Genomic DNA, 13082 nt, shown 5'->3' on the forward strand with positions numbered 1-13082 from the left:
GGCGGCCGCCGCCCGCCTGACCCGGCGCGCGGCGCGCAGCGCGTGGTCGCTGCCCGGCAGACGGCGCACCAGACCGGGCGCGAGCCCCCCGGGCAGACCGAGCGCGGTCAGGCGGCGCCGCTTGAAGTAGCGGACCGTGGTGTCGTCCAGACGGGCGGTCAGCCACGCCTCGGCCTCGGCCCGCAGGGCGGGGTAGCGCTCGGCCTGCATGCAGTACCCGACGGCCCGCACCAGCGGCTCGGCCCGCCGTACCGCCTCCGCGGACCCGGTGATCACCTCGCCGCGCGGGCTCCCCTCCGCGGCCGGGGCCTCCAGGTCGGGCACGAGGGCGTCGACGAGGGTCAGCGGGATCCGGTTGCTGTTCTGGTAGGGCGTCAGCCGGTCCAGCAGCGGCCCGGTGCCCACCCGGGCGACGGGCACGCCGTACAGGGCCGAGGCGGTGAGCAGCGCGGTGGAGAAACAGCCCACGACCAGCTCCGGGCGGCACCGCCGGAAGACGGTCTCGGCCAGCATCGGCCGTTTCGGCACCACCAGCCGTACGCCGGTGTCCGCGGCGGCCTTGTCCAGCACCTTGGAGTAGCGGGCGGGCGCGGTGGGGTGGGGCTTGAAGAGGACCGCGCGGTGTCCGGCCGCGGCCGCGCCGCGCAGCATCCGCTCGTGCAGCCCCTCCTCCTCGTCCACGGTGAGGATGCCCAGCGCCGCCAGGTACTGGCCCAGCAGCACGGCGGTGGGCATGCCCCCGCCGTCCGGGTCGAGTTCGGCGTCCAGTCCGTCGTCCCCGGCGGCGTCGTCGAGTTCGTCCAGGACCGAGCGGAAGGCCCCGCCGGGCACCAGCTCGGGCGGCACCCCGTACTCGGTCAGCAGCAGCGGCGTCAGACCGGGCACCAGATCGAGGTGGAGCAGCCGCTGGATGCGGCAGGCCAGGGTCTGCGGCAGCTTCTCGCGGGTGGGGCCGTAGCTCATCAGGCCGTCGGCGTAGACGTGGACGGAGGCGCTCGCGAAGATCGCGGCCAGCGCCTTCGCCGGGCTGACGTGCACGGACTCCACGACGAGGTCGACCGGCCCGTCGCCCAGGTCCCAGCTCGCGCGGAACATCCGCTCCCACAGCGGGCAGTCGTTGCCCACCGGGCTCCAGGTGCTGGGGTGGTGGGGGCGGATGGCGTCGTTCCAGTCGACCACCCGGTCGAAGCGGGCGGCCAGCCGGTGCCAGCCGCGCATGCCGTCCAGCCGGGAGGCGGTCTCGGGTACCTCGGCGTTGTTGGAGACCAGCAGGACGCGCAGCGTCCGGTGCCACGGCCCGAACAGGCCCGCGTCCAGGGCGGCGGCGAGCGTGGCGGCGCCGTAGAGGGTGGAGACCTCGAAGATCTGGACGCGGTTGTGCGCGCCCGCGCCGCCGCCGGCGCTGCCGCCGATGTCCGTGCTACCGGTGGTGCCGGTGGTGCCGGTGGTGCCAGCCATGTCAGGCCGCCTTCCGTGCCGTGCCGCCCAGCAGCCGCCGCAGCGTTCTGGCGCGCTCGTGGTCCATCGACGTCAGGGTCCGCTCCAGCACCTCGCGCGGCATCCGGCGCAGCGCCGCCGCCGACTCGTGCTTCAGCCGCCGCGCCGCCGCGGGCTCGTAGCGGTGGGCGTTCGCCGCGTGGAAGGCGATCATGGCGCAGTAGGTCCGCACGATCTTGGGCAGGAAGCGCTCGGCCTCGCGGTCGGCGGCCACCTCGGCCAGGATCAGGTCGTGGGCCGGTATGAAGTCCAGCTGCCGGGCGTCGCGGATCTGGGTCAGCGAGGTGGTGACCCCGCGCCGGTAGAAGACGCCGAGCAGGCCGACCGTCGCGAAGGTCTTCGCCCGCAGGTGGAGCTGCCACATGAAGACGCGGTCCTCGGCGGTGCGCAGATGGGTGGTGAACCGCATGCCCAGACCGTCGCCGCCGGTCTCGAACAGGCCGCGGCGGTAGACGCCGGCCCAGACGAAGGGGTAGTCCACCATCGTCTCCATCTCGGCCGGCGCGATGGCGTCCCGGGTGCTCAGCGCCGCGTCCCGGCGCCGCGCCGGGGCCCGCTTGACGGCACGGTCGCGGCCGGTGGACTGCACGTGGTCGGTGCGCACGAAGTCGCAGTCCAGCTCCTCGGCGGCGCGCAGCAGGTCGCGCAGATAACCGGGCGCGTACCAGTCGTCGCCGTCCAGGAAGGTCAGGTACTCGCCCTCGGCCGCCTCGATGCCGGTGTTGCGGGCCTGGGCGATCCCCCGGTTCTCCTCGTGCCGTACCAGCCGGGCGCGCGGCAGGTCGTTCACGGCCCGGTCGAGGATCTCCGCGGTGGCGTCCGTGGAGCAGTCGTCGACCAGGACGAACTCCGTCCCCGGCCGCGCGTTGGCCGCGAGGCTGCGCAGGGTGTCCTGCGCGTACTCCTGGACGTTGTGGAAGGGGACGATCACTGAGAGCTTCGGCACGTGGTTTCCAGACGCTGCGGACAGGGCGGCGGGCCGACAGGCCCGTTAGAGTCCACGACTGCCGGCCCCGCAGGCGGAGGCTAGTCGCACACCGTTCACACCGGGCGCCACCGAGGGGACGCCCGGGTGAACTCTGAACGTACGTCTGGTTGATGGGCCGCCCGGTGCCCGTACGTACCGGCCGGTGTCCGGCGGCACCACCGCGCGCTGCCCGCGCGGGGCCCGGACGACGGGCGGTGCCGCTCCGGACCGGTCAGGGGGCGCTGACTCCGACGTCGGCGGGGTCGAGCGGCCCGCGGACCACGGGGGCGGTGGACAGCTCGTCCGCTCCGACATCGGCCGTCCCTTCGCGTGCCTGGCCGTCCATGTCGTCGGTGAGGAAGCCGTGGCCACCCGACGCGGTGTTCACCGCGGGACTGCCGACACCGAGTCGGTACACCCCGCCCTGCCTGACCAGGAACGGGTTCACGGTCCGGACGCCGGTGTCGATCCCGACGGTGGCGGAACCGGTCGGCCAGCCGATGTTGCCCGCGTACGTCATGTTCTCGGGCGCCTTCAGTTCGTCGAAGAGCTTGCCGGAGGAGCCGGCGACGATGTTGTCGGCGACCAGGCTGTCGACCGGGGCGAGTCTGTAGTTGGCGCCGATCTCGATGTTCGAGACGTTGTCGACGAAGGTGTTGTGCACCACCGTGGCCCGGTACACCCGCCAGTGCGCGGAGAGCGCGCCCGAGGTGTCGACATCCCCACCGTCGAGCTGCAGTGCCGCGTCGTAGCCGGTGCCGGTCAGCCCCTCGAAGTAGTTGTTGTGGATCCTGTGGTCCTGGCCGTAGACCCGGACACCGCCGGTGCCGGCCCTGCCGCCCCCGAGGAAGAAGTTGCCGTGGACCTGGCTGCGGTTGCCGTGGCGCAGGGTCAGGGAGCCCTGAGATGTCCGGAAGGTGTTGTACCGGACGGTGTTGGCGTTGCTCTTCACGGAGATGATCTCGGGATCGCCGTCGCAGTTCTCGAAGAGGTTGTTCTCGACCGTGGTGAACCCGTCCGATCCGGAGATCGCGCTCCAGCCGATCCGGATCGCCTCCATCTCGTTGGTGGCGCGCGGACCGATGTTGCGGAAGTGGTTGTGGTCGATCAGGTCGTGCTGCGACTGCTGGGTCGAGGATCCGTCGATGGTGATGAAGTTGCCGAGCTGGTGTTTGTCCTCGAACAGGTTGTGGTCGATCCGGTTGTGGTGGCTGTCGGCTCCCTGGATGAGGACCCATTTCAACGAGCCCGACTCGGTGAGCCGGAAGTGGTTGCGCGTCAACCGGATGTGGTGCGAACCGTCGATCTTGAGCGTGTTGCCGTTCGTCCACTTCAGCCCGGAGAACGTCACGTACGACGAGTCGAGGAGCTCGAGTTGCCCTCCGCTGATGACCGCCTTGCCCTGTCGCGCGGCCATGACCGTGATGGGTGCGCCGGGGGTGCCGTTCCTGGACCTGATCTTGCCGATCGAGTAGGAGCCGTCGGCGAGGACGATCGTGTGCCCGGGCGCGGCGTTGGCCACCGCGGTGGCCAGCTGCTCAGACGAGGAGACGTTGACGACGGTGGTGTTGGCCCGTGGGGCCGAGGCCGTGTTCACGGCGGGTAATGGCGTGCCACCGGTGGAGGCGAGAGCGGGTGCCGCGGTGGTGAAGGCCGCGACCGCGAGGGCTGCGGCGGCGACGGCTCCGCGGGGCCCGGGTTCTGATCTGTTCACGGGGTTCCTCCTCTGGAAGAAATCGGGACACACGATGTGATCACCGCGGTCGCGCCGGCCGGCGGGGACCGGACGGTGGAGGCCGCGATCGGTGATCCGTACGGGTGATGTGTGGGCTCGCGGTACCGACCGGGTCGCGGTGCCGTCCGATGAGGCCGGCCGGTCCACGCACCGGCTCTGGAAAGGGCGACGGGCGGACTTTCGGCCGCGGTGGTCCGTCGGGTGCCGCCGCGGTACGGGCCGTCGGACCGGTAGCGGCACTCCCGGGATATCACTCGATGCCGTGTCGGCAATTGGAGGGGAGGAAGTGAGAGGCTGTACGGCGCTTCACGCCGCGCGGTCAATCAATTCAGGGGGGTGATTCACCGGACACGGTCGGCGATACACCAGCACTGGTAAACCATAGAATGGGGCAACGAGGCCGTCAACGGGGGATTTCGTTTTCGTTAACCTCGATCTTCCGTCACGCTTTGCCGGTTGAATCGACGGGCCGTCCGGTTCGGCCGTGTTCCGCGCCCGGGGAAGCCCCTGCCCCTCGGGGGAAGGGCGGGGTGCGGTCAGACGCGGTCGCGGGGCAGCGTCTCGTTCCAGGTGCGGGAGAACACCCGGAACCCCCCCTCGTGCCCGTCGAGGGTGGCGTCGAGCACGAACTCCTTCTCGGTGCGGCTCAGCACCGTGCGGGTCACCGTCCGCGCGTTCCGGTCGCCGCGCGAGAACTCCATCGTCCACTGCGACTCGCCCCGGACCGAGGTGAAGTCGTCGGCGACCGAGTCGTAGCGCTCGTGGGCGCGGCGGCGCACATCCAGGTCGATCTCCTCGAAACGGACCGTGCCGCCGTCGAACGCGTCCGGCTCCGCGCGCCTTCTCCAGCAGCTCGGCCACCGGGATCTCGCCGTGCTGGAGCTCCTCGACATCCGGCAGGGGGTGGAAGCGGTACTCCACCCCGCGCAGTGTCTCGATGTTCTCCTCGTCCGGTCCGATGACGGAGACGTCCGCCCGGCTCACTGAGACGACTCCCCCGTGCCGGTTCCTCAGGAGCCCTCCCGGCCGCCCCGGGACAACGGCGGACATTCACCTGCACGGCGCCGTCGGGAATACACGGGAAGAAAAGGGAGGAGAACGGAGAAACCCTGGTAACTGGAGAGGAGGGATGTGGAAGGAGTGAAGGCGGGAGAGACGGCGGGGCCGGCCGCCATCCACTCCGGCCGGCCCCGCCGCCCATCCACCCGCGGCACGGGTACCGCTACCAGCGGTGGTGCACCTGCGCACGGATCCTGCGGTCGTACAGGGCGGCGATCTCCTCCAGCGTCCGCCGCGGCAGCGGCGGCAGCCCGGCCGCCGCCGCGTTCGCCCGCGCCTGCCCGGTGCTGCGCGCACCGGGGATCACCGAGGTCACCCCCGGCTGCTGGATCACCCAGCGCAGCGCCGTCTGCGCCGGGGCCATCCCCTCCGGGGCCAGCCCGGCGAACTCCGCCGCCGCCGCGAGGCCCGTCTCGTAGTCCACGCCCGAGAACGTCTCCCCCTGGTCGAACGCCTCACCGTGCCGGTTGAAGCTGCGGTGGTCGTCCGGCGAGAACACCGTCTCACGGGTGTAGCGGCCCGACAGCAGCCCCGAGGCCAGCGGCACCCGCGCGATGATGCCCACCCCCGCCTCGGCCGCCGCCGGAAGGACCTCCTCGACCGGCTTGAGCCGGAACGGGTTCAAGATGATCTGCACACTCGCCGTGCCCGGCCGCGCGATCGCCTCCAGCGCCTGGGCGCACGTCTCCACACTCACCGCGTACGCCGCGATGCGCTTCTCCGCGACCAGGGTGTCCAGCGCGTCGAACACCTCGTCGCAGGAGTACACCTCCGACGGCGGGCAGTGCAGCTGGACCAGGTCCAGGGTCTCCACACCCAGATTCGTGCGCGACCGGTCCGTCCAGGACCGGAAATTGGCCAGGTTGTAGTTGCCGGGAAGCTGGTCCGCCCGGCGGCCCATCTTCGTCGCCACGAACACGTCCGCACCCGGCCGCTCCGCCAGGAAGCGGCCGATCAGCCGCTCGCTGCGGCCGTCGCCGTACACGTCGGCGGTGTCGAAGAACGTCACCCCGGACTCCACCGCGGCGTCCAGCACCGCCAGCGCGTCCTCCTCGCGCACCTGCCCCCAGTCGGCGCCCAGCTGCCAGGTGCCCAGTCCCACGACGGACACCTCGCGGCCCGTCCTGCCCAGTACTCGCTGCTCCATGGCACCCGATCCTACGTTCCGGCCGGACCGGCGAACCGGGCCGGTCCTCGCAGGTCACCGACTACGGGAACGCTCCCATGATCGGCTTCCGGAGCAGTCCCCGCACCGGCCCGCCGCACCGGCCCGCCGATCAGCCCAGCACCGTGGTCAGGAACTCCCCCGTCCACGCCAGCAGCTCACGCCCCACCACCGGCCTGCCCCCGATCCGCGCCGTCGCCGGACGCGGCACCAGCACCTGCCCGGCCGCCGCCTTCACCACCGACCGCGGATACAACCGCTTCAGCCTCAGCTCCTGCGACTCCCGCAGCTCCACCGGCGCGAACCGCACATTCGAACCCTGCAGCGTGACATCGGTGACCCCGAAGGAACGCGCCAGCATCCGCAACCCCGCCACCAGCAGCAGATTCTCCACCGGCTCCGGCAGCGGACCGTAGCGGTCGGCGAGCTCCTCGCGCACCGCCGCGATGTCCTCCTCCGAACTCGCCGACGCGATCGCCCGGTACGCCTGCAGCCGCAGCCGCTCCCCCGGCGCGTAGTCGTGCGGCACATGCGCGTCCACCGGAAGCTCGATCCTCACCTCCAGCGGCGCCTCCTCCACCGCGCCCCCGGAGCCCTCCGACTCCAGCGCCGCCCGGTAGTCGGCCACCGCCTCCCCCACCATCCGCACATACAGATCGAAACCGACCCCCGCGATGTGCCCCGACTGCTCCCCGCCCAGCAGATTGCCCGCCCCGCGGATCTCCAGGTCCTTCATCGCCACGTACATGCCCGCGCCCATCTCCGTGTGCTGCGCGATCGTCGCCAGCCGCTCGTGCGCCGTCTCCGTCAGCGGCCTCTCCGGCGGATACAGGAAGTACGCGTACCCCCGCTCCCGGCCCCGGCCCACCCGGCCCCGCAACTGGTGCAGCTGGGACAGGCCGAACATGTCGCCCCGCTCCACGATCAGCGTATTGGCGTTGGAGATGTCGATGCCCGACTCCACGATCGTCGTGGAGACCAGCACATCGAACCTCTTCTCCCAGAAATCCACCACCACCTTCTCCAGCACCGCCTCCGACATCTGCCCGTGCGCCGTGGCGATCCGCGCCTCCGGAACGATCTGCCGCAGCCGCGCCGCCGCCCGGTCGATCGACTCCACCCGGTTGTGGATGTAGAACACCTGGCCCTCGCGCAGCAGCTCACGCCGGATCGCCGCACCGATCTGCCGCTCCTCGTACGGACCGACGAACGTCAGCACCGGATGCCGCTCCTCCGGCGGCGTGGTGATCGTCGACATCTCCCGGATACCCGTGACCGCCATCTCCAGCGTCCGCGGAATCGGCGTCGCCGACATCGTCAGCACATCCACGTTCGCCCGCAGCTTCTTCAGCTGCTCCTTGTGCTCCACACCGAAACGCTGCTCCTCGTCGACGATCACCAGACCCAGGTCCTTGAACCTCGTCTCCGACGAGAACAGCCGGTGCGTGCCGATCACCACGTCCACCGAACCGTCCCGCAGCCCCTCGATGACCGCCTTCGCCTCCACGTCCGACTGGAACCGCGACAGCGCCCGCACCTTCACCGGGAACTGCGCGTACCGCTCCGAGAACGTCCCGAAATGCTGCTGCACCAGCAACGTCGTCGGCACCAGAACGGCCACCTGCTTACCGTCCTGCACCGCCTTGAACGCCGCCCGCACCGCGATCTCCGTCTTGCCGTAACCCACGTCGCCGCAGATCAGCCGGTCCATCGGAACCGACTTCTCCATGTCCTCCTTCACCTCGGCGATCGTGGTCAGCTGATCGGGCGTCTCCATGTACGGAAACGCGTCCTCCAGCTCCCGCTGCCACGGGGAATCCGCACCGAACGCGTGCCCCGGAGCCGCCATCCGCGCCGAATACAGCCTGATCAGATCCGCGGCGATCTCCTTGACCGCCTTCTTCGCCCGCGCCTTCGTCTTCGTCCAGTCCGCACCCCCCAACCGGTGCAGCGACGGCTGCTCACCACCCACGTACTTGGTGATCTGCTCCAACTGGTCCGTCGGCACGAACAGCCGGTCCCCCGGCTGCCCACGCTTCGCCGGCGCGTACTCCACCAGCAGATACTCGCGCGTCGCCCCCTGCACCGTACGCTGCACCATCTCCACGTACCGGCCCACACCGTGCTGCTCGTGCACGATGTAGTCGCCCGGCCGCAGCGTCAGCGGATCGATCGTCTTGCGCCGCCGCGCCGGCATCCGCCCCAGATCCCGGCTCGCCGCCCTCTGACCCGACAGATCCGTCTCCGTCAGCACCACCAGCCGCAGACCCGGATCGACGAAACCGCTCTCCAGCGTCCCGCACGAGACATGCACCACCGACGGGGCGACCTCCCCCAGCTCCGGCACCAGCCGCGCCGCGATCCCCTCGCCCCCCAGCACCTCCACCGTGCGCGCCGCCGGACCCTGCCCCTCGGTCAGGAACACACACCGCCAGCCGTCCGCCAGCCACCCCTTGGTGTCCGCCAGCGCCCGCGCCGTGTCCCCCCGATAACTCTCCGGAGCCCGCATCCCCAGCGTCAGCGAATCCGACCCCGCGCCCCCGGCATCCGCCGCCCCCATGGCGAACGGACTCACCGACCACCACGGCATCCCCAGCTCACGCGCCCGCTCCCGCACATCCGCGACCCCCCACAGCGACGCCGCGCCCACATCGATCGGCGCCCGCCCCCCACCGGCGGAAGCCACCCACGACGCCCGCAGGAACTCCTGGCTGGTCGCCACCAGATCCGCCGCCCGCGTACGCACCCGCTCCGGATCGCACACCACCACCATGCTCCCCGCCGGCATCACGTCCAGCAGCAACTCCATGTCGTCCACCAGCACCGGCGCCAGGGACTCCATCCCCTCCACCGCGATGCCCTCGGCGATCCTCCCCAGCAACTCGCCCAGCTCCGGATGCGCCTCGGCCAGCTCCGCCGCCCGTGCCCGCACCTGATCCGTCAGCAGCAGCTCACGGCACGGCGGCGCCCACAACCCGTGCTCCGCCACCTCCAGCGACCGCTGATCGGCCACCTTGAAGTAACGGATCTCCTCGACCTCGTCCCCCCAGAACTCCACCCGCAGCGGATGCTCCTCCGTCGGCGGGAACACATCCAGAATCCCGCCCCGGACCGCGAACTCACCCCGCTTCTCCACCAGCTCCACCCGCGCGTACGCCGCCGCCCCCAGCGCGTCCACCACCGAGTCCAGCTCCACCTGCTGCCCCGTACGCAGCCCCACCGGCTCCAGATCCCCCAGACCCCTCACCTGTGGCTGCAGCACCGACCGCACCGGAGCCACCACCACACTCACCGGCCCCGCCGACGGATCGTCCGCACTCGGATGCGCCAGCCTGCGCAGCACCGCCAGCCTGCGCCCCACCGTGTCCGACCGCGGCGAGAGCCGCTCATGCGGCAGCGTCTCCCACGCCGGATACTCCACCACCGCGTTCTCCCGGCCGGACGGCATCAACGACCGCAGCGCCGACGCCAGATCCTCCGCCTCACGCCCCGTCGCCGTCACCGCCAGCACCGGCCGCCCCGACGACCGCGCCAGCGCCGCCACCGCGAACGGCCGCGCGGCCGGCGGACCCACCAGATCCACCTCGCGCCGACGGCCGTCGGCAGCGGCCCGCACCGCCTCCGCCAGCGCCGGATCCACCACGACCGCATCAAGAAGACCGGTGAGACTCATCGAGACGTTCCATCCCAGAGGCTGGACAACAAAGGCGACCGCACCGGCGCCCGGACAACACCGACAACCCGACACGCCGAGCGGGCCGGGGGTTCCAGCCTACGACGACCACACCCCCGCCCGCACAGCACAGCGGCCCGGCCCCGGCAGGCGCACACCGCACCCACCGCGACCGGGCCGCACCACGGGGCACGGGGCCCGCAAACCCCACGGGCCCCGCGGACTACTCCGTGGCGATCGCGTTCAGCACGTTCATCCGGCCCGCCCGGAAAGCCGGCACCAAAGCGGCCACCAGACCCACCACCGCGGCACCGAAGAACACCACCGCGATCGTCGGCCACGGCACCTCGAGCACCTTCAGCCCCTCCAGCGCCAGCAACCGCTGCGCCGCCACACCCCAGCCCAGACCCAGCCCCAGACCCAGCAGCGCACCGAACAACGCGATCACCACCGACTCCAGCCGGATCATCCGCCGCAACTGCCGCCGCGACAGACCGATCGCCCGCATCAGACCGATCTCACGCGTCCGCTCCACCACCGACAGCGCCAGCGTGTTCACCACACCCAGCACCGCCACCACGATCGCCAGCGCCAGCAGCCCGTAGACCATGTTGAGCAACTGCCCCACCTGGTCCTCCAGCAGCTCCTTGTAATCCGCCTGATTACGGACCTGATACTGCGGGAACGGCTCCAGCTCCCCCTTCAGAGCCGCATACGCCGCATCCTCCTGCCCCTCCTCCGCCTTCGCGAACAACATCATGTTCAACGGCATCCGGTCCTCGGGCACATACCGCCGCGCCGTCGCGACACTCAGATACATCGCGCCCTGATCCACACTCGTGTCCGACGCCGTGACCGCCCGCACCGTCAGCTCCGCCGTGCCACCGGCCGCGAAATCCACCTCGACCCGGTCACCGACCTCCACCCCGTGCGCCTTCGCGAAGTCCTCCGGCACCGACATCGAATCCCGCTCGTACGCCGCCGGCAGCTCACCCGCCACCGTCTCCACCCGCAGATCCCCGGCATACGTCGGAGAGGCCGCCGTCACCGACTCCCTCACCGTCTCGCCGTCCGGCCCCGTCAGCCGCGCCTCCAGCCACCGGTACTCGGTGACATGCTCCACACCCTCCGTGGCACGCACCCGCTCCACGACCTCCGGCACCACCGGCTGCCTCGCACCCGACTGCAGGATGAAGTCCGCACCCACCGAACGGTCCAGCTCATCACCGGCCGACGCCACCAGGGACGCGCCCACCACCGACAACGACGACACCAGCGCCAGCCCGATCATCAGCGCCGCACCCGTCGCCCCCGTACGACGCGGATTGCGCAGCGCGTTGCGCTCCGCCATCCGCCCCACCGGACCGAACACCCGCAGCACCACCGCGCCCAGCGCCCGCACCACACCACCCGCCAGCAGCGGACCGATCAGCACGAAACCCACCAGCGTCAGCAGCACGCCCACGGCCAGGAACAACGACCCGCCCGCGGCATCCTCCGACCCCGCCGCCACCACCAGCGCACCCGCACCGGCCAGCGTCAGCACCAGACCCACACCCGAACGGACCCGGCCCACCCGGCTCCCCGCCGCCGGCAGACCGTCGTCCCGCAACGCCGCCATCGGCGACACCCGGCCCGCACGCCGCGCCGGAAGATACGCCGCCAGCACCGTCACCACGACACCCAGCACCACACCGACCACCGGCGTGACCCACCGCAGCGTCAGATCATCGGTGCTCAGATTCATCCCCACCAGGCCCATGAGCTCCATCAGCCCCACGGCCAGACCCACACCGGCGGCCACACCCACCACCGAGCCCAGCACACCCAGCAGCACGGCCTCCACCAGCACCGAACGGTTCACCTGCCGACGACTCGAACCGATCGCCCGCATCAGACCGATCTCACGCGTCCGCTGCGCCACCAGCATCGAGAACGTGTTCACGATCAGGAACACACCCACCAGCAACGCGATCCCCGCGAAACCCAGCAGCGCGTACTTGATCACATCGAGGAACGAACCGATCTCGTCCTGGCCCTCGGCCTTGTACTCCTCCTGCGTCCGGACCCTGTACTCACCCGAACCCAGCTCCGCGACGACACGCTCCTTCAGCTCCTCGTCGCTCACACCCCCGGCCGCCGTCACATACACATCCGTGTAGGCGTCCGAATCCCCCAGCAGCCTCTCCTGCACCGTGCCGGTGTCGAAGTACACCACCGTCGCACCCGGATTCGTCGACCTGAACGCCGCCACACCCACGATCTCGGACCGGAAGTCACCCATCGCCGAAATCGTCCGCAGCTCCTCCCCCAGCTCCAGACCGTGCTTGCCGGCCGTGTCCGCGTCGACCATCACCTCGCCCGGACCACGCGGCAGCCGCCCCTCGGCGATCTCCATCGCCCTCTCGTCGATGGAAGTCCAGTTGCTCGCGATCGTCGGCGCCCCCGTCAACGACCCCAGGTTCTCGTTGTCGGCGTTCACCACCGTCACACCCGTGCTGAACGCACCGCCCGAGACCGAGGAAACCCCCTCGACCCCCCGGAGATCCTCCACCAGCGAACCCGGCACCGTCGCCGGCCGCCCCGTCGCCGGAGCCTCGCCACTGCCAGCGTCCTTCGACGAAACCGTCACATCGGCGGCCGTCTGCTCGAACAGACGGTCGAACGTCGTGTTCATCGTGTCCGTGAACACCAGCGTCCCGCACACGAACGCCACCGACAGCACCACCGCGACACCGCTCAGCAGCATCCGGCCCTTGTGCGCCACGAAATTCCGCAGCGAAGTCCTCAGAACGGTCATGACACCCGCCCGAACGTGTCGAACGCCTTCATCCGGTCCAGCACGGCCTCCGCCGACGGCCGCAGCATCTCGTCCACGATCCGGCCGTCGGCGAGGAAGACGACCCGGTCCGCGTACGAGGCGGCCACCGGGTCGTGCGTCACCATGACCACGGTCTGACCCAGCTCCCGCACCGATTCGCGCAGG

Annotated in this window: 6 protein-coding genes and 2 pseudogenes; all 8 read right to left on the reverse strand. The window is 70.9% G+C overall.

Annotation, left to right across the window (positions count from 1 at the left end; translation table 11 throughout):
* A partial coding sequence (locus tag AC2CJA_RS16015) for a polysialyltransferase family glycosyltransferase (protein WP_484603383.1) occupies positions 1-1458 on the reverse strand: 1458 nt, incomplete at its 3' end.
* Between the two features lies 1 nt (position 1459).
* On the reverse strand, positions 1460-2443 hold the full coding sequence (locus AC2CJA_RS16020) for a glycosyltransferase family 2 protein (protein WP_484603384.1): 984 nt from the start codon (positions 2441-2443) through the stop codon (positions 1460-1462).
* Between the two features lie 253 nt (positions 2444-2696).
* Positions 2697-4178 (reverse strand): polysaccharide lyase 6 family protein, encoded by a 1482-nt coding sequence (locus AC2CJA_RS16025; RefSeq protein ID WP_484603385.1) that lies wholly within the window; start codon positions 4176-4178, stop codon positions 2697-2699.
* Between the two features lie 557 nt (positions 4179-4735).
* Positions 4736-5017 (reverse strand): annotated as a pseudogene (locus AC2CJA_RS16030) (CocE/NonD family hydrolase); the annotation flags it as partial.
* A 404-nt stretch (positions 5018-5421) separates the two neighbouring features.
* Positions 5422-6405 (reverse strand): aldo/keto reductase, encoded by a 984-nt coding sequence (locus tag AC2CJA_RS16035; RefSeq protein ID WP_484603386.1) that lies wholly within the window; start codon positions 6403-6405, stop codon positions 5422-5424.
* A 130-nt stretch (positions 6406-6535) separates the two neighbouring features.
* Positions 6536-10096 carry a transcription-repair coupling factor gene (gene mfd / locus AC2CJA_RS16040; protein WP_484603387.1) on the reverse strand — a complete coding sequence of 1187 codons (3561 nt, stop codon included), beginning with the start codon at positions 10094-10096 and terminating at the stop codon, positions 6536-6538.
* A 223-nt stretch (positions 10097-10319) separates the two neighbouring features.
* On the reverse strand, positions 10320-12896 hold the full coding sequence (locus AC2CJA_RS16045; RefSeq protein ID WP_484603388.1) for an ABC transporter permease: 2577 nt from the start codon (positions 12894-12896) through the stop codon (positions 10320-10322).
* Positions 12893-13082: pseudogene (locus AC2CJA_RS16050) on the reverse strand (ABC transporter ATP-binding protein); the annotation flags it as partial. The pseudogene AC2CJA_RS16050 and the gene AC2CJA_RS16045, both read right to left, overlap by 4 nt.

It is taken from the genome of Streptomyces sp. ATLC9 (assembly GCF_057196705.1).

Excerpts from the sequence above, each read along its gene's own strand:
- AC2CJA_RS16045 (WP_484603388.1), bottom strand. The coding sequence starts at position 12,896 with ATGACCGTTCTGAGGACTTCGCTGCGGAATTTCGTGGCGCACAAGGGC.
- mfd (WP_484603387.1), bottom strand. The coding sequence starts at position 10,096 with ATGAGTCTCACCGGTCTTCTTGATGCGGTCGTGGTGGATCCGGCGCTG.
- AC2CJA_RS16035 (WP_484603386.1), bottom strand. The coding sequence starts at position 6,405 with ATGGAGCAGCGAGTACTGGGCAGGACGGGCCGCGAGGTGTCCGTCGTG.